The sequence below is a fragment of the Nonomuraea polychroma genome (assembly GCF_004011505.1).
Lineage (GTDB): Bacteria > Actinomycetota > Actinomycetes > Streptosporangiales > Streptosporangiaceae > Nonomuraea > Nonomuraea polychroma.
The window spans coordinates 7,592,518-7,613,903 of the sequence record NZ_SAUN01000001.1; the positions used below are offsets into that span (position 1 = coordinate 7,592,518).

At 69.4% G+C, this 21,386-nt stretch carries 13 protein-coding genes; 8 read left to right on the forward strand and 5 right to left on the reverse strand.

Features of this window, described 5'->3' with window-relative positions:
- The first annotated feature begins 65 nt into the window (after positions 1-65).
- Positions 66-1,982, forward strand: coding sequence for an N-acetylmuramoyl-L-alanine amidase (locus tag EDD27_RS34625; protein ID WP_127936129.1), 1,917 nt, complete (start codon positions 66-68; stop codon positions 1,980-1,982).
- Here EDD27_RS34625 and EDD27_RS34630 read toward each other — a convergent pair.
- Together EDD27_RS34630 and glgP are read right to left on the reverse strand one after the other, a co-directional pair.
- Positions 1,945-2,841, reverse strand: coding sequence for a MurR/RpiR family transcriptional regulator (locus tag EDD27_RS34630; protein WP_127936130.1), 897 nt, complete (start codon positions 2,839-2,841; stop codon positions 1,945-1,947). The genes EDD27_RS34625 and EDD27_RS34630 overlap by 38 nt on opposite strands.
- 20 nt (positions 2,842-2,861) lie before the next feature.
- Positions 2,862-5,444: an alpha-glucan family phosphorylase gene (gene glgP / locus EDD27_RS34635; RefSeq protein ID WP_127936131.1), complete on the reverse strand. Its 2,583-nt coding sequence runs from the start codon at positions 5,442-5,444 to the stop codon at positions 2,862-2,864.
- Positions 5,445-5,688: 244 nt separating this feature from the next.
- Between glgP and EDD27_RS34640 the strand changes: the two genes are divergently transcribed.
- From EDD27_RS34640 to EDD27_RS34650, 3 genes are all read left to right on the forward strand, one after another.
- The gene (locus EDD27_RS34640; RefSeq protein WP_127936132.1) at positions 5,689-7,782 is read left to right on the forward strand and encodes an alpha-1,4-glucan--maltose-1-phosphate maltosyltransferase; all 2,094 of its coding nucleotides are present in this window, start codon (positions 5,689-5,691) and stop codon (positions 7,780-7,782) included.
- Between the two features lie 71 nt (positions 7,783-7,853).
- Positions 7,854-9,554, forward strand: coding sequence for a maltose alpha-D-glucosyltransferase (gene treS / locus EDD27_RS34645; protein WP_127936133.1), 1,701 nt, complete (start codon positions 7,854-7,856; stop codon positions 9,552-9,554).
- Between the two features lie 3 nt (positions 9,555-9,557).
- Positions 9,558-10,895: a maltokinase N-terminal cap-like domain-containing protein gene (locus EDD27_RS34650; RefSeq protein ID WP_127936134.1), complete on the forward strand. Its 1,338-nt coding sequence runs from the start codon at positions 9,558-9,560 to the stop codon at positions 10,893-10,895.
- Here EDD27_RS34650 and EDD27_RS34655 read toward each other — a convergent pair.
- On the reverse strand, positions 10,886-11,743 hold the full coding sequence (locus EDD27_RS34655) for an NAD(P)-dependent oxidoreductase (protein ID WP_127936135.1): 858 nt from the start codon (positions 11,741-11,743) through the stop codon (positions 10,886-10,888). The two genes, EDD27_RS34650 and EDD27_RS34655, sit on opposite strands and share 10 nt — an antisense overlap.
- A 59-nt stretch (positions 11,744-11,802) precedes the next feature.
- Between EDD27_RS34655 and EDD27_RS34660 the strand changes: the two genes are divergently transcribed.
- Entirely contained in the window at positions 11,803-14,892 is a 3,090-nt protein-coding gene (locus tag EDD27_RS34660) for an AfsR/SARP family transcriptional regulator (protein WP_127936136.1), read from the forward strand.
- On the opposite strand, the gene EDD27_RS34665 is transcribed toward EDD27_RS34660, so the two are convergent.
- The gene (locus EDD27_RS34665) at positions 14,889-15,113 is read right to left on the reverse strand and encodes a hypothetical protein (RefSeq protein WP_127936137.1); all 225 of its coding nucleotides are present in this window, start codon (positions 15,111-15,113) and stop codon (positions 14,889-14,891) included. The two genes, EDD27_RS34660 and EDD27_RS34665, sit on opposite strands and share 4 nt — an antisense overlap.
- 196 nt (positions 15,114-15,309) lie before the next feature.
- Here EDD27_RS34665 and glgB point away from each other — a divergent pair, with 196 nt between their 5' ends.
- The gene (glgB, locus tag EDD27_RS34670; protein ID WP_127941156.1) at positions 15,310-17,463 is read left to right on the forward strand and encodes a 1,4-alpha-glucan branching protein GlgB; all 2,154 of its coding nucleotides are present in this window, start codon (positions 15,310-15,312) and stop codon (positions 17,461-17,463) included.
- A gap of 98 nt (positions 17,464-17,561) precedes the next feature.
- Positions 17,562-19,463 (forward strand): S8 family peptidase, encoded by a 1,902-nt coding sequence (locus EDD27_RS34675; protein ID WP_127936138.1) that lies wholly within the window; start codon positions 17,562-17,564, stop codon positions 19,461-19,463.
- 165 nt (positions 19,464-19,628) lie between these two features.
- Here the strand turns inward: EDD27_RS34675 and EDD27_RS54740 are convergent, their stop codons facing one another.
- Positions 19,629-19,940 carry a hypothetical protein gene (locus tag EDD27_RS54740; protein ID WP_164903916.1) on the reverse strand — a complete coding sequence of 104 codons (312 nt, stop codon included), beginning with the start codon at positions 19,938-19,940 and terminating at the stop codon, positions 19,629-19,631.
- On the opposite strand from EDD27_RS54740, the gene EDD27_RS34680 reads away from it, so the two are divergent.
- Positions 19,939-21,219 (forward strand): S8 family peptidase, encoded by a 1,281-nt coding sequence (locus EDD27_RS34680; protein WP_164903917.1) that lies wholly within the window; start codon positions 19,939-19,941, stop codon positions 21,217-21,219. The genes EDD27_RS54740 and EDD27_RS34680 overlap by 2 nt on opposite strands.
- Positions 21,220-21,386: the final 167 nt, after the last annotated feature.

Here is a 21,386-nt window from a genome sequence, read left to right on the forward strand (position 1 = left end):
GCCAGCGAAGGAAAATGTTGAGACGCTGACTGCACCACAGCGCCCCCAGCCCTGAGGAGTGGTTCATGCGCAGACTACTGGCGATCGGCCTGGTCGCCATCCTCCCCTTAACCAACGTGACCGCCGCCCGCGCCCAAGAGCCCGCCGACCGGCAGCAGGCCTTCGCCGCGGCCGCCGAGGAGTTCCAGGTGCCGGAGAGCGTGCTGCTCGGCGTCTCCTACCTGGAGTCCCGGTGGGACGCCCACGCGGGCCAGCCGTCCAGCGACGCCGGGTTCGGGCCCATGCACCTGACCGACGCGGCCGCGTACAGCGGGTCCAATCATCATCACGAGGGCGAGGAAGACGCCCGCGGGGACGAGAGCCGGCCCCTGCCCGCACCCGAACCGGAGGAGCCCACTCCCACCGAGATCCCCGCCTCCCTGCGCACCATGGAGCGGGCGGCCGAGCTCACCGGCGAGAGCCACGAGCGGCTGCGCACGGACGACGCCGCCAACATCCGGGGCGGCGCGGCGCTGCTGGCCGACTACCAGAAGGCGCTCGGCGCACCGCTGAGCGACAGCCCTGGCGAATGGTACGGCGCCGTCGCCAAGTATTCGGGCGCCGAGGAGGCCGGCGCCGCCAAGTTCTTCGCCGACGAGGTCTTCAACACGATCAAGGAGGGCGCCGAGCGGACCACCCACGATGGGGAGCGGGTCCGGCTGCCGGCTGTGCCCGACCTCGTGAAGATCGAGAAGTGGCTGGAGAAGCTCGGCCTGCGCCCGACGCGCCCTGACGGCGTCGAGTGTCCCGCCTCGGTCTCCTGCGAGTGGATTCCGTCGGCTTACCAGCAGCTGCCCAATGGCAACTACGGGCACTACGACCTGGCGAACCGGCCGTACAGCCAGAAGATCGACTACATCATCATTCACGACATGGAGGGCTATTTCCTGCCCTCCATCCGCCTCAACCAGGACCCGAACTACCGCGCGAGCTGGCAGTACTCCATCCGCTCCACCGACGGCCACATCGCCCAGCACATCAAGTCCAAAGACGTCGCCTGGCAGGCCGGCAACTGGTACATCAACGCCAAGTCCATCGGCATCGAGCACGAGGGTTTCCTGGCCGAGGGCAGCACCTGGTACACCGAGGCGATGTACCGCTCCTCGGCCCGCCTGGTCCGCTACCTGGCGCTCAGGCACGGCGTGCCGCTGGACCGCGCCCACATCCTGGGCCACGACAACGTCCCCGGCACCCTGCCGTCGACGGTCAGGGGCATGCATGAGGACCCCGGCCCGTTCTGGGACTGGGCGCACTATTTCCAGCTGATGGGGGCGCCGCTGCACCAGTTCGGCGGGCCGCAGGCCGGATCGATCATGATCAGGCCGGACTTCGCCACGAACAAGCCGTACTTCTACGGGTGCGACCGCAAGAACCCGTCAGCGGCCTGCCCGCCGCTGCCGGCCGGCACTGTCTGGCTGCGTACCGAGCCGCGTGCCGACGCCCCGCTGGTCAAGGACATCGGCAAGCACCCCACCGGCGGGTCCCTCTACAGCGTGTACGACCACAGCGCCCGCGCCAGCACCGGCCAGCGCTTCGCGGTGGCCGACCGCCAGGGTGACTGGACGGCGATCTGGTATCTCGGCCAGAAGGCGTGGTTCCACAACCCGGCCGACGCCCCGACCGCCATCCCGTCCATGGGCCTGGTCGTGACCCCGAAGCCGGGCAAGGCGACCGTGCCGGTGTACGGCCGGGCGTACCCGGAGCAGGAGGCGTACCCGGCGGGCGTTCCCTACCAGGCCGTGACACCGCTGCAGTACACGTTCTCGGCAGGCGAGAAGTACACTCTCGGCGGCCCGGCGGCCACGGAGTACTACCGGGCGGTCACCTTCAACCTGGAGGACCACCAGGTGGTCCGGGGGAAGACCAAGTATCTGGAGATCCAGTTCGGCCACCGCGTGATGTTCGTCAAGGCTGACGACGTGCAGGTGAGTTTCTCCGGGTGAACTCCTTGACGGCGCGCCTGGTGCTCGCGAGCGCCTCCTGAGAGGAGTCGTACGTGCGCTGGGCGACGCCGACGAACACGCAGTCGACGACGAGGAGCTGGCTGATCCGGCTGGCCAGGGCGCCGGGGCGGAACTCCGTCTCGCGCCCGGCCGAGATCAGCACGTGTTCGGCCAGCTCCGCGATGGACGAGCGCGGGTTGTTGGTGATCGCGACCGTGGTCGCGCCCGCCTCCTTCGCCCGCGACAGCGGCTCGATCACGTCCGGGGTCTCCCCCGACGTGCTGATCCCGATCGCCACGTCGCCTTCCCTGAGCAGGACCGCGCTGGTCAGCGCCAGGTGCGCGTCCTGGAAGGCGTGGCTGGACAGGCCGATGCGCAGCAGCTTCTGTGCGACGTCCTCGGCCACCAGCCCGGACGCGCCGACCCCGTAGGCGTCGATCCGCCGGGCCGCGACGATCGCGTCGACGACCAGGCCGAGCCGCTCCGAGGTCAACTGGGCCACCGTGTCGTTGATCGCCTCGGATTCGGCCCGCGCGACCTTCTGGATCACCTCCGACAGCGGGTCGTCGGGCGCGAGGTCGCCGGGCACGAGCCGGTCCGGCTGCGCGGCGGCGGCCGCCAGGGCCAGGCGCAGCTGCGGATATCCGGCGAACCCGAGCAGGCGGGCCGTCCGCACGATCGTGGCCTCGCTGGTGCCCGAGGCGGCCGAGAGCTCCGTGATGGTGCTCCTGGCCACCGTGGCGGGGTCTTCCAAGATGAGCCGGGCGACGGTCTGGGCGGCCGGCGTCAGGGACGGCAGCACACCGCGAACCGTGGCCACCAGAGTGTCGGCCCGCAGGCCGTTGCCGCTGTCGTCCACGTGACGATTATGCCGCTCGTTTAACGCAACGTGCCGTTTGTCATGCCCGCGGGCTCCTCAGGAACCGCGATCAGCCCCAATTCGGCCGGAGTGGCGACGAGCGGGTGGTACGGGACAACGCGCACGGTGTACCCGAAAGCACCCGTGCGGTCGAGCGGCACCGTGCCCGTGTAGTGAGCCCTCCCGTCGTCGTCCACCGACCCCACGGTCAGCTTCGCGTACGAGGGATGCATCAGCTCGTCGTGTGGCCCGACCTTCCCATAGGCCGCCTCGACCAGCACGTCGTCCGTTTCCAGGTCACCGAGCGCGATCGTGGCGTGCAGTTCGACGGTGGCCCCGACCTCCGGCGTGTCCCCCACGCCCGAGGCTTCGACGTGCTCCACCCGGATGCCGGGCCAGGCCCTGGTGACGCGGACCCGCCAGGCGGCGAACGCCTTCGCCGGCGCGTACGAGTCCGCCGACAGCGCCCTGGCGGCCTTCGCGGCCGGGGTGTAGAGGTCCACGACATAGTCCCGGAGCATGCGCCCGGCGAGCACCTTGGGCCCGAGCGAGGCCAGGGTGTGCTTGACCATCTCCATCCAGCGCCGCGGCAGCCCGTCGCCGGGGCGGTCGTAGAACCGGTCGGACACCTCGTGCTCGATCAGGTCGTACAGGGCGGCGGCCTCCAGCTCGTCACGCCGATCCTGGTCGCTCACGCCGTCGGCGGTGGGGATGGCCCAGCCGTTGGTGCTGTCGTACCACTCGTCCCACCAGCCGTCGCGGATGGACAGGTTGAGCCCGCCGTTCAGCGCGGACTTCATGCCGGAGGTGCCGGAGGCCTCCAGGGGCCGCAGCGGGTTGTTGAGCCACACGTCGCAGCCCTGGACCATGAGCTGGCCCAGCGTCATGTCGTAGTCCGGCAGGAACACGATCCGGTGCCTGACGTGCTGCTGGTCGGCGAACTTGACGATCTGCTGGATCAGCTTCTTGCCGCCCTCGTCGGCGGGGTGGGCCTTGCCGGCGATCACGATCTGGACCGGCTTCGCCGGGTCGAGCAGCAGCTCGGCCAGCCGCTGGGGGTCGCGCAGCATGAGCGTGAGCCGCTTGTAGGACGGCACGCGCCGGGCGAAGCCGATCGTCAGCACGTCGGGGTCGAGCGCGTCGTCGATCCATCCCAGCTCGGCGTCGGAGGCGCCGCGCTCGCGCCAGGCCTTGCGGAGACGGACCCTGGCACCCTCGACCAGGCGACGGCGCAGCGTGCCCCTGATCTGCCAGATGTCGCTGTCGGAGATCTTCTGGATGCCCTCCCAGCCGCGGGCCCGCTCCAGCAGCGAGGGCAGCTCGCGGCCGGCCAGCTCCATGAACTCGCGGCCGACCCAGGTCGGCGCGTGCACGCCGTTGGTGATCGACCCGATCGGGACCTCGTCCACGTCGAATCCCGGCCAGAGCCCCTTGAACATGTCCCGGCTGACCTGGCCGTGCAGCTTGGACACGCCGTTGACCCGCTGGGCCAGCCGCATGCCCATGACGGCCATGTTGAACCGGCCGGGGTCGGACTCGGCGCCCAGCGCCAGGATGCGCTCCACCGGCACGGTCGGCCAGGCGGCCGAGCCGCCGAAGTGGCGCGCGATCATGTCGACGGGGAACCGGTCGATGCCCGCGGGCACGGGCGTGTGCGTGGTGAACACCGTGCCCGCCCGCACGGCCTCCAGCGCCTCGTCGAAGGAGAGGCGGGACTCGGTCAGCTCGCGGATGCGCTCCAGTCCGAGGAAGCCGGCGTGGCCCTCGTTGGTGTGGAACACCTCGGGCTCGGCATGCCCGGTGATGCGGCAGTATGCCCTGATGGCGCGCACGCCGCCGACGCCCAGCAGCAGCTCCTGCATGAGCCGGTGGTCGGTGCCGCCGCCGTAGAGGCGGTCGGTGATGTCGCGGGCGGAGTTGTCGTTCTCGGCCACGTCGGAGTCGAGCAGCAGCAGCGGCACCCGGCCCACCTGCGCGACCCACACCTGCGCGTGCAGCACGCGCTCGTCCGGCAGGGCGAGGCGGATCTTGACGGCGCTGCCGTCGGCCTCCTTGAGCAGGCTCAGCGGCAGGCCGCCCGCGTCGAGCGACGGGTAGTGCTCCAGCTGCCAGCCCTCGGGCGACAGCGACTGCGTGAAGTAGCCGTGCCGGTAGAGCAGGCCGACCGCGAGGATCGGCACGCCCAGGTCACTGGCCGCCTTGAGGTGGTCGCCGGCCAGGATGCCGAGACCGCCGGAATACTGCGGCAACGCGGCCGCGATGCCGTATTCAGGCGAGAAGTACGCGATGGCGCGCGCGCCGTCGGGCAACGTCTGATACCAGCGCGGCGAGGTCATGTATTCACGCAGGTCGTCGGCGGCGTCGGCGAGACGGCGCAGGAAGCGGCGGTCGGCGGCCAGCTCGGTCAGCCTGTCCGGCGTGACGGCGCCGAGCAGGGCCACGGGATCGTGGCCGACCTGCTCCCAGAGCTCCGCGTCGACCTCGGCGAAAAGATCTATCGTCTCCGGGTGCCATGACCAGCGGAGGTTGTGGACAAGCTCGCCGAGGGCGGCCAGCTCCGCGGGCAGGACGGTGCGGACGGTGAACCGGCGAATAGCTCTCACGATGTGCACCCTACGGGCTAGGAGGGACCAGTCAGTCCTTCACCCCCATGAAGCCTGTTCAAACCCCTTCCGAGAACAAGCATGAAGAGGGAGCATTGGGGCAACTTTCCCTATTGTTGGGCTCTCCCGGGACACCAGTCGGGAGGTCTATCCACTGCTGTCCACAATTTACGTGCGAGGATCGATCCTGCCGAGGAAAGCCTCCGGCGGCACCGGGTGCGCCGCCGCAAACCCTTGAAATGCGATGATCGGACGAATTCCCATCACGGACATCTCCCCCGTCGTCGACTGCGGGCAGTGGCCCGCGAAGGCGGTCGCCGGCGAGACCTTCCAGGTCTCGGCGACCGTGTTCAGAGAGGGCCACGACTCTGTGGCCGCGGGCGTGGTGCTGACCGCGCCCGACGGGCAGCGTGGCCGTTTGAGACCGATGCGCGAGCTCGCGCCCGGCACCGACCGGTGGGGCGTGGACGTGTCCCTGCCCGCGGAAGGCGACTGGTTGTTCCGCGTGGAGGCGTGGAGCGACCCGATCCACACCTGGCTGCACGACGCGGAGATCAAGATCCCGCGCGGCATGGACGTCGATCTCATGTGCGAGGAAGGCGCACGGCTCTTCGAGCGGGCCGCCAAGGCCGTACGCACCGCGGACTGCGCCAACGGCACCCCCAAGCATGGCAAGGACGGCAACAACGGCGCGAACGGGCAGAAGAACAACGGGAACGGCGAGAGCACCTGCGGGCACCGGGCGGCGCTGCTGTCCGTCGCGGCCACCCTGCGTGACGAGAACCTGGACCCCAGGGCCCGGCTGTCGATCGCGCAGTTGCCCGAGACCGCCGCCCTGCTGGAGGCGCATCCGTTCCGGGAGCTGGTGACCCGGTCCAAGTCCCACAAGATCAGGGTGGACCGGCGCCGGGCGCTCTACGGCTCGTGGTACGAGTTCTTCCCTCGATCGGAGGGGGCGATCGTCAGCGACCAGGGCATCTCCAAGTCCGGAAACTTCCAGACGGCGGCCAAAAGGTTGCCCGCGATCGCCAAGATGGGGTTCGACGTCGTCTACCTGCCGCCCGTCCACCCCATCGGCACCACGTTCCGCAAGGGGCGTAACAACACGCTGAGCCCGGAGCCGGACGACCCGGGCTCGCCCTGGGCGATCGGGTCGGAGGACGGCGGCCACGACGCGGTGCACCCGGACCTGGGCACGATCGAGGACTTCGACGAGTTCGTGGCGCACACGCGCGAGCTGGGCATGGAGGTGGCGCTGGACCTCGCGCTGCAGTGCTCGCCCGACCACCCGTGGGTCAAGGAGCACCCCGAGTGGTTCACGATCAGGGCCGACGGCTCCATCGCGTACGCCGAGAACCCGCCGAAGAAATACCAGGACATCTATCCGATCAACTTCGACAAGGACCCCGAGGGCATCTACACCGAGGTCAGGCGGGTGGTGCGGCACTGGATGGACCACGGGGTGCGGATCTTCCGGGTGGACAATCCACACACCAAGCCGGTGGGGTTCTGGGAGCGGCTGCTGGCCGACATCCACACGACCGACCCGGACGTGATCTTCCTGTCGGAGGCGTTCACCCGGCCGGCGATGTTGCGCACGCTCGCCAAGATCGGCTTTCACCAGTCGTACACGTACTACACGTGGAAGAACTCCAAGCACGACGTGGAGAGCTACCTCGCGGAGCTCTCCCACGAGACCTCCGCCTACCTGCGGCCGAACCTGTTCGTGAACACGCCGGACATCCTGCACGAGTTCCTGCAGCACGGCGGGATCCCGGCGTTCAAGATCAGGGCGGTGCTGGCCGCGCTCACGTCGCCGACCTGGGGGGTCTATTCAGGGTACGAACTCGGAGAAAATATCCCGGTTCGCCCAGGCAGCGAGGAATATCTAGATAGTGAGAAATATCAGTACAAGCCCCGCGATTGGATTACGGCCGAACGTGAGGGACGAAGCCTTGCCCCGTTCATCACGCACCTGAATTTGTTCCGAAGAGCGCATCCGGCACTGCAGGAATTGCGTAATCTACGGTTCCACAGGGTCGACCAACCGGACATCGTCTGCTTCTCGAAGCGGCTTCCGGGCGCCTATGACACGGCCACACGAAGGCACGGGATGGGCGACGTCGTTCTGGCGGTCGTCAACCTGGATCCGCACCACACCCACGAGGCAACTGTTGATCTTGACCTGCCCGCGCTCGGCCTCGACTGGGGCGCCGAGTTCGTCGTCGACGACGAGCTCTCAGGCGAGTCATACCGCTGGAGGCAGAGCAACTATGTACGCCTCGACCCTCACATCCAGCCTGCCCACATTCTCACCGTCCGAGCCGCGCCACGGTAGAACAGAATTCAGCGGGGAGTCTTCAACGTGTGTGAAAGCGCCTCCCTCATGAGCACCCGGCGAGGGCGCTCATGAGCTCCGCACCCATTCCCAACACCTTTGACGAGGAAAAGCCGCGCGATCCTTACTGGTACAAGCACGCGGTCTTCTACGAGGTCCTGATCAGGGGCTTCGCCGACTCCAACGGTGACGGCACGGGGGACATCCGTGGCCTCATCAGCAAGCTCGACTACCTGCAGTGGCTGGGCGTCGACTGCTTGTGGCTGCTGCCGTTGTACGAGTCGCCGCTGCGTGACGGCGGCTACGACATCGCCGACTTCATGAAGATCCTGCCCGAGTTCGGGGATCTGGGAGACTTCGTGCGGCTCGTCGAGGAGGCACACAAGCGCGGCATGCGCGTTATCGCCGACCTGGTGATGAACCACACCAGCGACGCGCACCCGTGGTTCCAGGCCTCGCGGCACGATCCGGAGGGGCCGTTCGGCGATTTCTACGTGTGGTCCGACACCGATGAGAAGTACCAGGACGCCCGGATCATCTTCATCGACACCGAGACGTCCAACTGGACCTACGACCCGGTGCGCGGCCAGTACTACTGGCACCGCTTCTTCCACCACCAGCCGGACCTCAACTACGAGAACCCGGACGTTCAAGAAGCCATGCTGGAGGTGCTGCGCTTCTGGCTGGACCTGGGCATCGACGGCTTCCGGCTGGACGCGGTCCCCTACCTCTTCGAGGAAGAGGGCACCAACTGCGAAAACCTCCCGCGGACCCACGAATACCTCAAGCGCATCCGCACCGAGGTGGACCGGCTCTTCCCGGACCGGGTGCTGCTGGCCGAGGCCAACCAGTGGCCGTCGGACGTGGTGGAGTACTTCGGCGACCCGGTGGGCGGCGGCGACGAGTGCCACATGGCCTTCCACTTCCCGCTGATGCCCCGCATCTTCATGGCCGTACGCCGGGAGTCCCGTTACCCCATCTCCGAAATCTTGGCCCAAACACCGAAGATTCCGGAGAACTGCCAGTGGGGGATCTTCCTCCGTAACCATGACGAGCTCACGCTCGAGATGGTCACGGACGAGGAACGCGACTACATGTACACCGAATACGCCAAGGACCCGCGCATGCGGGCGAACGTCGGCATCCGCCGCCGCCTGGCGCCCCTGCTGGAGAACGACCGCAACCAGATCGAGTTGTTCACCGCGCTGCTCCTGTCGCTGCCCGGCTCCCCGGTGCTCTACTACGGCGACGAGATCGGCATGGGCGACAACATCTGGCTCGGCGACCGCGACGGCGTGCGCACGCCCATGCAGTGGGATCCGGACCGCAACGCGGGCTTCTCCGACTGCGATCCTGGGCGGCTCTACCTGCCGGTGATCATGGATCCGATCTACGGCTACCAGGCCATCAACGTCGAGGCCCAGCAGAAGAACGCCGGCTCGCTGCTGCACTGGACGAAGCGGATGATCGAGATCCGCAAGCGGCATCCCGTGTTCGGCCTGGGCGAATACATCGAGCTCAACTCCTCCAACCCGAGCGTGCTCGCCTTCGTCAGGGAACTGGGCGACGACCGGATGCTCTGCGTGAACAACTTGTCACGCTTTCCCCAGCCGGTCGAGCTGGACCTGCGGCGATTCGTCGGCGTCTCCCCCGTTGAAACCATGGGAGGCGTGCCATTTCCGGCAATTGGCGAACTTCCGTATCTTTTGACGCTACCTGGGCATGGGTTCTACTGGTTCACACTCCCGCCGGCCATAATCCAGGAGGAGTAGGACGTGCTTGCTGAGCTCCTTGCCGCATGGATCGGACGTCAACGGTGGTTCGGCGGCAAGGGGCGCCCGATCGACGAGCTGTCGATCGACTCGGACGTCGAGCTGACGCCCGGGCTCAGACACTTGATCGTGGCCGTCTGGCAGGACGGCTCGCGCGACCGGTACCAGCTCCTGCTGGGCGAGCGCAGTCATCAGCTCCCCGACCGCCTGACCCACGCCCTGATCGCCACGGTCGACGACACCTACCTGTACGACGCCGCCCACGACTCCGACCGCACCGGCTGGCTGCTCGAAGGCATGGCCCGCGACGAGACCCGCAGCGGCCTGCGCATGCGCCACGTCGCCGGCACCGAGATCGACACGACGCAGCGCAGCCTCGTGCTCGGGGCGGAGCAGTCCAACACCTCTCTCGTGTACGGCGACGCCTACATCTGCAAGCTCTTCCGTCGCCTCATTCCGGGGGTCAACCCGGAGCTGGAGATCATCACCGCCCTGGCCGCCGGGAACGCCCCGCACATCGCGCAGCCGTACGGGTGGATCGAGACCGACCTCGACGGCACGGACACCACGTTGGCGTTCATGCAGGAGTTCCTGTCCAACGCCAACGACGGCTGGGACCTGGCGCTGACCAGCGTGCGCGACCTGTACGCCAGCCCGCCCGAGATCAAGGCCGCCGAGGCGGGCGGCGACTTCGCGGGCGAGTCGGAGCGGCTCGGCATCGCCACCGCCCAGGTGCACCGGGAGCTGGCCGCCGCCTTCCCCATCGAGGTCATCGAGACGCACGAGGTCAAACGCATGGCGGAGACCTTCAGGCGGCGGCTGGGGCGGGCCGTGGCCGAGGTGCCGGAGCTGCGTCCGCACGTGAGCGCGGTTGAGCACGTCTACCACGAGATGGAGCTGCTCACCACCGAGGTGCCTGTGCAGCGGGTTCACGGTGACTACCACCTGGGCCAGGTCATGCGCACCCCGACCGACTGGGTGGTGCTGGACTTCGAGGGCGAGCCGGGGCAGCCGCTGGCCGAGCGCAGGGCGCTGTCGTCGCCGCTGCGCGACGTGGCGGGGATGCTGCGCTCGTTCGACTACGCAGCCAGGCACCTGCTCGCCGGCCGCCCGGAAGCCGACGAACTGGAGCCCAGGGCCCAGGAGTGGGCGGACCGCAACCGGCACGCCTTCCTGGACGGCTACATGGAGGGCGGCGGTGTGATCAACCGGGCGGACGCGGCGCTGCTGCGGGCGTTCGAGCTGTCGAAGGCGGTGTACGAGGTGGTGTACGAGGCCAGGAACCGGCCCACGTGGGTCTCCATCCCGCTGGCCGCCTTCCGCCCGCGAGCTCAGTTGTAGAGCTCTTCGACCAGTCCCGACAGGCCTTCGTGCGCGAGCCCCCTGGCCGTGCGCTGGTCGATGACGGTCTTCATGGGCAGCAGCAGGTCCGGCTTGACGCCCTGCTCACGGAAGGCCCGGACGAGGTTCTCCATGCCTGCCCGGTTGATCTCCAGGTTGGACACCTCCGTGCTGTGGTCGCCCGTCTCGATCTTCTCGGCCCAGTCCGGCTGGAGAGCGGCCATGGCGTTGAGCCAGGGAATAAGCAAGTCCGTGGTGAACTCCTTCAACGGGTATTTCGCCGACGTGACCATGGCCGCCGCCTCCAGGAAGCCGGCCATCTGGCCGTACATGCCGGTCAGCATGGCCAGGTCGAGCAGCGGCGCCATACCGGCGTCCTCCCCCACGTACCGGGCCTCGGCCATGACGGCGAACGCCTGCTCGTGGCGCTCGAATGCGGCGCTGGAGCCGCTGTAGAGGATCAGGGCGCCGGGCTTGGCGATCATGTGGGGCACGGCCATGATGCCGCCGTCCACGTAGTCGGCCCCGCGCTCGGCCGCCCAGGAGGCGGCCTCGCGTGCCTCGCCGGGGCGGCCGGTCGTGAGGTTGGCGACCGTCTTCCCGGCCAGCGGGGTGTCCTGGAGGACCTCGTGGACGGACGGGTAGTCGAGCAGGCAGGCGATCACCAGGGGGCTCGCCTCCACGGCCTCCGCCGGGGTGGCGGCGCGGACGGCGCCCTTGGCGATCAACGGGTCGGCCTTGGCAGGCGTGCGGTTCCAAACGGTGACGTGGTGACCGGCGGACAACAGGGCGTCGGCGAGCGCGGAGCCCATGAGGCCGAGGCCGAGAACGCTGATGTTTTCTGTCATGCGGAAAGTGTCGGAGGGCGACGTTATGGTCTGGTTCGGAGTCGGTTACGGGGGGCGGGATGCGGTTCGGGGTGCTGGGGCCGCTCGTGGTGCGGGGGGCGGGCGGGGAGCCGGTCCGGGTGGTGGAGACCAAGGTCCGGGCGCTCCTCGCCGATCTGCTGATCCACGCCGGCCGGACAGTCTCGGCCGACCGGCTGATCGAAGACCTGTGGGGCGAGCGCCCGCCCGCCAACGCGCCTGCCGCGCTCCGGGTGAAGGTGTCGCAGTTGCGCAGGGTGCTCGGGGACCGGGAGCTGGTGGTCTACCGGGCGCCCGGCTACGTGCTGCGCGTGGAGCCGGACGCGGTGGACGCCGGCCGGTTCGAGACGCTGCTGGAGCGTGCCCAACACGCCGATGACGTCCGCGAACGGCTCTCCCTTCTGCGGGAGGCGCTCGATCTGTGGCGGGGCGGGGCCTATGCCGAGTTCGCCGACGAGCCGTTCGCGCAGGCCGCCGTGGCGCGGCTGGAGGAGCAGCGGCTGGTGGCGGTTGAGCACCTGGCGGAGGCGCGGCTGGAACTGGGCGAGCACGCGCTCGTCGCCGCAGACCTGGGCGAGCTGGTGGCCGCGCACCCGCTGCGCGAGCGGCTGAGGGGCGTGCACGTGCGGGCGCTCTACCTGGCGGGGCGGCAGAGTGAAGCGCTGGCGGCTTACCAGGATCTGCGGCGCAGGCTGCGGGACGAGTTCGGGGCGGACCCGTCATCCGAGCTGGCGGCGCTGCATCAGGCGATCCTGCGCCAGGACCCGGCCCTGGACGTGGTTGCTGTGCGGCCTCGGACCAACCTGCCCGCGCCTTTGAGCCGCCTGATCGGGCGGGAGGAGGCGGTGGCCGAGGTCCGGGCGCTGCTGCGGGCCAACCGGCTGGTCACGCTCACGGGGCCGGGGGGCGTCGGCAAGACGCGCCTGGCCCTGGCGGCCGCGGCGGCCCCGAGTGCCCCCGTCCCGATGGCAGGCGCCGCGGAGTCTGGAGGGCACGCCACCGACGGAGATGTGTGGCTGGTGGAGCTGGCGGCGCTGCGGCCGCACGCCGGGGTCGTCGAGGTGGCGGAGGCGATCGGCGGCGTCCTGGGGTTGCGGGACGACGTGGCGGGGTCCATGGTCGATCGGCTGGCGGCCGCGTTCCAGGGCAAGCGCACACTGCTCGTGCTGGACAACTGCGAGCACGTCGTGGAGCAGGTCGCCGCGCTGGTGGCCCGGCTGCTGCGAGCCGTGCCCGGGCTGCGGATCCTGGCCACCAGCCAGGAGTCGTTGCGTATCGAAGGTGAGGCCCTGTGGGGCGTGCCACCGCTGGCGCCGGAGGCGGCGGTGGAGTTGTTCGCGGCGCGGGCGGGGGTCGAGCCGGATGCGGACGTGGCGGAGATCTGCGCCAGGCTGGACGGCCTCCCACTGGCGCTGGAGCTGGCCGCGACCAGGATGCGGGTGCTGACTCCGCGGCAGCTCGCCGAGCGGCTTGACGACCGGTTCCGGCTGCTCGCCTCAGGGGTGCGCGACGCCCCGGCCAGGCAGCAGACCCTGCGGGCGATGATCGACTGGAGCTGGGAGCTGCTGTCCGGGCAAGAGCGAACGGTGCTGCGGCGGCTGGCCGTGCACGCCGACGGATGCACGCTGGAGGCGGCCGAGCAGGTGTGCGCCGAGCCGGGTGTGGACGTGCTCGACCTGCTGGCCAGGCTGGTGGACCGGTCGCTGGTGGTGCGGACCCCCGGGCCCCGGTTCCGGCTGCTGGAGTCGGTCGCCGCCTACTGCCACGAACGGCTGGCCGAGGCGGGCGAGCGCGACCTGATCATGGCACGGCACAGCCGCTACTACACCGCCCTCGCCGAACGCGCCGACCTCAGAGGAGCCGGACAGCGGGAGTGGCTCGCCCGGCTCGACACCGAGGGCGCCAACCTGAGGGCCGCGCTGGACACAGCGGTGCGGCAGCGCGCCGCCGAGGTGGCCGTCCGGCTGGTGAACGCCATGGCCTGGTACTGGGTGCTGCGCGGCCGGCTCAGCGAGGCCCTGCGGGCCCTGGAGAGCGCCCTGTCCGTCTGCGGCGACGCGGCCGAGACCCAGGTGTGGCTCGCGGGACTGCGCATGCTGGCAGGGCAGCCGCAGGTTCTGGAGACGGCGTTGTTCGAGGCCATCGAGGATCCGCTCGCCAGGGCCAGGGCGAGGTGGTTCGCCGGGTTCGCGATGTTCGGATACGACGACCTGTCGGCGAGCGAGAGCATGGTGCGCGCGGCGTTGGAGGATTTCAGGGAGCTGGGCGACCGGTGGGGCACGGCCGCGGCGCTCAACGTGCTCGCCAGGTACGCCGCCATGCGGGGTGACCTGGAGGCACTGCGACGGGACGGCGAGCAGGGGCTGAGGTTGTTCCGGGAGATCGGCGACCAGTGGGGCGAGATGCGGGCCGCGGAGAACCTCGGCACGCTCGCCGAGATCACCGGTGACTACGAGCGGGCCGCCGCGCTGCGTACGGACGGCCTGCGGATGGCCGAGGAGCTGGGACTGTGGAGCTCGGTATCTGACGCGCTGTCGCGGCTGGGCAGGATCGCCCTGCTGACCGGCGACTACGCGGCGGCCGACGACTACCACGAGCGGGCCAGGCGGCTCGCGGCAGCGCAGTCCAACCGTCCCGCCGAGGAGTTCGCCGAGCTCGGGCTCGCGCTGTCGGCCAGGCGGCAGGGCCGGCTGGAGGAGGCCGAGCGGCGGCTGCGCACGTGGCTGGACTGGGTCAGGGACGTGGCGGGCGAGCCAGGAGCCGCGCTGATCCTGGCCGAGCTGGGCTTCGCCGCCGAGCAGCGGGGCGACCCGGCGGCGGCGCTGGAGCTGCAGCTGCAGGGGCTGGCCGCGGCCCGCAAGGTCGGCGACCCGCGGGCCACGGCGCTGGCGCTGGAGGGCCTGGCAGGCGCACGGGCACTCGCCGGACGGCACGAGGAGGCGGGATTGCTGCTGGGCCAGGCGGCGGCCCTCAGGTCGTCCGTGGGCGCCCCGCTGCCGGCCGGCGAGCGGGGCGACGTGGACAGGATCACTGCGGCGGTGGAGGCGGCCCTCGGGAGGGAGCAGGCCGCGGCGGCAGTGTCCCGGGGCGGCACCCTGCCGCTCGAGGACCTCCTGGTCGAGTACAGCTAATACGCCGGATACGCGCCAGGGACACTGGGAACGGCGGCCGCGTACCGCTGTTCCTCCTGCACGTCAGTGATCTTGCGGACGACCGCCCACCAGCCGGCCGCGTGCCACAGGTCGATCACGGCGACGACGATGCCGAGGAGTGAGTCGCACACCAGCGCCACTACCGTGAAGATCGCTAAGCCGCGGACCGGGCGCAACGGCTGGGGCGGTGGCGGGTGCATGGCTCGATCCTTTCGTGAGGGGTTGACCGAGCAGCGCACCAGTATGTCGAGTCAAGAAGTCGGAAAGGATCGGTTATCCCTTCCCGGCAGGCCCTCGTGATGAAGCCGGGATTTTGCACTTTCTGTGATTGTCTTGGTGAAAGCGGGCAGTGCCTGGGATGGACGGTCATCATAGGGCAAGGTTGGGAGCATGCCGATGAGGACAGAGCTCGACCGCCTGGCGGGCGGAGCGCACCATGATCCCCACTCTGTGCTCGGGGCGCACCCGGTCGCCGGCGGGGTGGTCTTCCGGGCGCTGCGCCCACTCGCCGAGCGGGTCAGGGTGGTGATGGAGGACGGTTCGGCCCATGACATGAAGCACCAGGCTCACGGGGTGTTCGAGGTCACGGTCCCGGGCCTGGACAAGGTGCCCGACTACACGCTCAGCGTCAAGTACGCGGGCGCCGAGCCGCACACCTTCCGCGACCCGTACCGGCACTGGCCCACGCTGGGCGAAGTGGACCTGCACCTCATCGGGGAGGGGCGGCACGAGCGGCTGTGGGAGGCGCTCGGCGCGCGCGTCATGAAGCATGAGGACGTCGAGGGCACCGCGTTCGCCGTCTGGGCGCCGAACGCGCGCGGCATCAGGGTCGTCGGCGACTTCAACCATTGGGACGGCACCGCCTACCCGATGCGGTCGCTGGGCCGGTCGGGGGTGTGGGAGCTGTTCATCCCCGGGCTCGGGCCGGGCGAGCGGTACAAGTACCAGATCCTCGGCGCTGACGGGATATGGCGGGACAAGGCCGACCCGATGGCCAGGCGGACAGAGGTGCCGCCGATGACGGCCTCCGTGGTGGACAAGTCCGCCTACAGCTGGGCGGACGACTCCTGGATGACCAGCCGGCGGGAGAAGCCCCCGCAGGCGGAGCCGATGAGCGTCTACGAGGTGCATCTGGGGTCGTGGCGGCCCGGGTTGACGTACGTGGAGCTGGCCGACCAGCTGTCGGAGTACGTCGCCGACCTGGGCTTCACGCACGTGGAGCTGCTGCCGGTGGCCGAGCACCCGTTCGGTGGGTCGTGGGGCTACCAGGTGACGTCCTACTACGCGCCCACGGCCAGGTTCGGCACCCCCGACGAGTTCCGTCATTTCGTGGACCGCATGCACCAGCACGGCATCGGCGTGTTGCTGGACTGGGTGCCCGCGCACTTCCCGATGGACGACTGGGCGCTGGCGCGGTTCGACGGCACGCCGCTGTACGAGCACGCGGACCCGGCCAGGGGCGAGCACCCGGACTGGGGCACGTACGTCTTCGACTTCGGCCGCAGAGAGGTGCGTAACTTCCTGGTCGCCAACGCGCTCTACTGGCTCAAGGAGTTCCACATCGACGGCCTGCGGGTGGACGCGGTGGCGTCGATGCTCTATCTGGACTACTCGCGCCGCGAGGGCGAGTGGACGCCGAACGTCTACGGCGGCAGGGAAAACCTCGACGCGGTCGACTTCCTCAAGGAGATGAACGCTGTCTGCTACCGCGAGGAGCCCGGCATCTCGACCGTGGCGGAGGAGTCGACGGCCTGGCCGGGGGTGTCGCGGCCGGTGCACCTGGGCGGGCTCGGGTTCGGGTTCAAGTGGAACATGGGGTGGATGCACGACACCCTGGAGTACCTGCGCCACGAGCCGATCTTCCGCCAGTATCACCACCATCAGATGACGTTCTCGCTGCTGTACGCGTACTCCGAGCACTACGTGCTGCCGCTGTCGCACGACGAGGTCGTGCACGGCAAGGGGTCGTTGCTCGGCAAGATGCCCGGCGACGAGTGGCAGCGCTTCGCTCAGCTGCGGGCGCTGCTGGCGTTCATGTGGGCACATCCGGGCAAGCAGCTGCTGTTCATGGGCGGCGAGTTCGGCCAGGGCTCCGAGTGGTCGGAGGAACGCGGGCTGGACTGGTGGGTGCTGGAGTTCGACGGGCACCAGGGCGTGCAGCGGCTGGTCCGGGACCTGAACCGGATCTACAAGGAGACCCCGGCGTTGTGGGAGCAGGACTCCTCACCGGAAGGGTTCCGGTGGATCGACGCCGACGACGCTTCCGGGAACACGTTCTCGTTCGTCCGCTACGCGAACGACGGGTCGGCGGTGGCGTGCGTGGTGAACTTCAGCGGCGCGCCGCACGAGAACTACCGGCTCGGGCTGCCGTACGCCGGGCGGTGGGTGGAGGTGGTCAACACCGACGCCTACGACTACTGGGGCAGCGGTGTGGGCAACATGGGGGAGGTCGAGGCGACCGTGGAGGCGTACCACGGACTGCCCTACTCCACCACGCTGCGGGTGCCGCCGATGGGCGCGGTGTGGCTCACGCACGAGGGCACGCTCTGAACATCCGCTGAAAGTTCGGTGGGAAACCGGCCCCCAGGCCTGTGCCTGCCGGGCAAATCGCCATAAACTCCGAGATCATCCCCTCGGAGGAAGAACGCGTGCGACTTCGCCACCTGATCGTGTGCTCGATCGTGCTGGCCGTGCTCCCGTTATCGGGTCCGGCCTACGCAGACGACCCGACACCGACACCGACCCCCGCGCCCAGCAGCACCCCCGCTCAGGACAAGGTCGAGGATGGCTTAGCCACCGACGGCGGAGCCGAGCGGGCCATCGTCGAGCTGACCGACCCCGGGCAGAACGAGCCCGTGGCCGGCCAGGCGGCGGCCCAGAGCGTGGACGTGCTGCTGCGTCCGCAGAACCAGTCGTTCATGGTCGTCGAGGGCACCGCGGAGGAGCTGGCCAAGCTGGCCGAGGACCCGCGGGTCACCTCGATCCACCGGGACAGGACGTACACGCCTGCCGACGTCTCCCCCAGCCTCAAGCTGATCGGCGCCGACCAGGCGCACGGCAAGGGCTTCACCGGGACCGGCCAGGCGGTGGCCGTGCTGGACACCGGTATTGACCGCGACCACCCGTGGTTCGGCAACCGGATCGTGGCCGAGGCATGCTTCTCGGCCGTGGAGAGCGGCGTGGAGTCGCTCTGCCCGAACGGGCAGCCGGAGCAGACCGGGCCGGGCGCGGCCGACGCCATGACGGCGAAGTGCCTGGCCAATGGTGTGAACCTGTGCGATCACGGGACGCACGTCGCGGGCATCGCGGCCGGAACGGGAGGCGTGGCGCCGGGCGCCGGGATCGTGGCGGTGCAGGTGTTCAGCCGGGTCAACGACGAGGACGTCTGCGGCGAACCGTCGTGCCTGCTGGCGTTCGAGTCGTCGCTGCGGCTGGCCATGGACTACGTGGCGGGGTTGAACCAGCCGGTCGCCGCGGTGAACCTGAGCCTGGGCGGCATGGTGTCGGAGACCGACTGCGACGCGAGCGAAGAGGGCGCGATCTTCAAGCCGAAGATCGACGCGCTGCTGGCCAAGGGCGTCGCAACCGTGGTGGCAGCGGGGAACGAGTTCTTCGATGGGGCGTCGTACCCGGCCTGCATCTCCTCGGCGGTGGCCGTCGGGGCGAACGACGGGAGCGACGCCATCGCGAACTTCTCCAACCGGGGCGCGCTGGTGGACCTGTTCGCGCCGGGTGTGGACATCGAGTCGTCGGTGCCGGACAACGTGACGACCGTCTACAGCGGCACGTCGATGGCCACGCCGCACGTGGCCGGGGCACTGGCGCTGATGAAGCAGGCCAAGCCGCAGGCGCCGATGACCGAACTCATCGAGACGCTGAAGGCGACCGGCCGGCCGTACGTGTACCAGGCCAACGGTGCGGAGGTCAAAACCCCGCGCCTGGACCTGGCGGCGGCGCTGGCCGGCGCGACGCCGCAGCCGCCCATCACGCAGACCCCGGTCGCTCCGCCGGAGCCCGGTCCCACGGAGAGCGGCCCGAGCCCCGAGCCTTCGGACGACACTCCCTCGGACACCCCGTCGGACGAGCCTTCGGATGAGCCTTCGTCGTCCACCTCGCCGGTCCCGCTGCCGACCGTCACGGTCACGGTGACCGTCACGCCGACGCCGGCGACCACGGCGGCGGTGTGCACACGCGGCACGGCCGCCACGAAGATGTCGGCCAAGGCCTGGGCCGTGGAGATCCACCGCAGCAGCGGCACGATCCCCGACGCCACGCTCACCTGCTACCTGAAGCTGATCAGCAAGTCGAGCAAGGTGTTCCCCGAGCTGACGAAGGCGTCGTCGCTGGGCAAGGCCTACCGGGTGCTGAAGAACGCCAAGACCGGTAAGGCCAAGCTCGACAGCGCGCTGCTGACGGCCTGGCTGAACTGGGCGCACGGCACGAACGGCACCACGACGCTGACCGCGGCGGAGAAGGTGCGGCTGAGCAGCAAGCCTTCCGCGGCGGCGCTGACGAAGGCGACGAAAAACATCCTCAAAACCGTCAAATAACTGAATTTCAGAAAAGGCCGGTCAGCTATGGCCGGCCTTTTCTCGTATGCCTCGTCAATGCAAAAAGACCTCCAACGCTTATCTGTGCCCCATAGGTCACTGACATCACAGTTGTCGCAGGTGGGGATGTATGCGGCCGTAAGCAAGCCGGGAGCCGGAAGAGCTTCACGGCTCCAGCCTCAGCCACGTCACAGCCGCTTCATCGGAGGAAACAGTGAGGCTACGGTCCTTGCTGGCCAGCGCCACCACGCTGGCCGCCATGTCCGCCGTGCTCTGCACGACCCCTGCGCTCCATGCCGAGACCACCGACCCGCCCAGCACACCGAACACCCCGAGCTCAGCCAACACCGGCGAGCCGGGCGCGCCGGTCGCGCCGGTCGCGCCGGTCGCGCCGAACTCCGCCGACACCGGCGAGCCGGATACAACAGGCACGCCGAGCTCGGGCGGCACGCCCATCGCACCCAACAGCGCCGACATGAGCGCTCCGCTCGTCAGCCCCGAGCTCATCGAGGAGATCCAGTCCAAGACCAGCGTCCGCTCCATCATCCAGGTCAAGCCAGGCCAGAGCGTCGACGCCGTCGCCGGCGACATCGAACAGGCCTCCGAGGGCAGCCGGGTCCTGGAGTCGGCGGTGTCGCCGAACTTCTTCGTCGCCGAAGTGGACCAGGCGACGCTCGCCAAGCTCCAGAAGGACGCCCGCGTCCAGTCGGTCTACAAGGACGAGCTGCACCGGCCCACCCTCGACACCAGCACCGTCGTGATCCGCTCGAACCGGGCGAACGCCGCAGGCTGGACCGGCAGGGGCACGGCGATCGCCGTACTCGACACGGGGATCGACCGTGACCACGGCTTCTTCACTCGCCGGCTGGTGAACGAGGCGTGTTTCTCCTCCTCCGACGCCAGCGACCGCACGGTCTCACTCTGCCCGAACAACCAGCCCAGCCAGACCGGCCCCGGCGCGGCGGACGCCGAGACCGCGCAGTGCATGGTCAACAGGGCGAGCATCTGCGACCACGGCTCCCACGTGGCCGGCATCGCGGCGGGCAGGATGGCCCCTGGCGCCCCGGCCAACGGGGTCGCGCCCGAGGCCGGCATCGTGGCGATCCAGGTCTTCAGCCGCGTGGACAACCCCCAGCTCTGCGGGGGCGGCAGGATGTCTCCGTGCCTCCTGAGCTACACCTCGGATCAGAAGCTGGCGCTCGAGTACGTCGCCAGGGTGGTCAGCACGTACAACATCGCCGCTGTGAACATGAGCCTGGGCGGGGGCGGCCCGTACACCAGGGCCTGTGACAGCAACCCGAGTGCCGCCGCGGTCAAGCCGGAGTTCGACGCGCTGGTGAGCCTTGGAGTGGCGCCGGTGGTGGCGGCCGGCAACAACGGCTCCGCGAACGGCGTCTCCTCCCCTGCCTGCATCTCCACCGCCGTCGCGGTGGGCGCCACCGACGACGTCGACAGGCTGGCCACGTTCACCAACCGCGGGCCGCTGCTCGACCTCTTCGCGCCGGGCGTGCGCATCAGGTCGGCGGTGCCGAGCGGGAGGTACGGCGAGGCGAGCGGCACGTCGATGTCCGCGCCGCACGTGGCGGGCGTGTTCGCGCTGCTGAAGCAGGCCTTCCCTCGCGACTCGGTCGCACAGAACCTGCAGCGGTTGCAGAGGACGGGACGGGGGATCCAGTACAACGCCGGCGGCATCCCGACGACCACGTCGCGGATCGACGCCGAGCGTGCCATCACCGGCGGACGCGCCGCCGTGTGACGCTACGGAGAAACGTGCGGGGCCGGAGCCGGGTGGGCGCTTCCGGCCCTTCCGCATGCCGGGAAACGGCTGCGCATACAACAAGAACCGGTAACGGAACCCAGCAGCCCCTCTGACACCACCTGTCCAATTACTACACTTCGGTGGACAAATGCCCCCTGATCCCC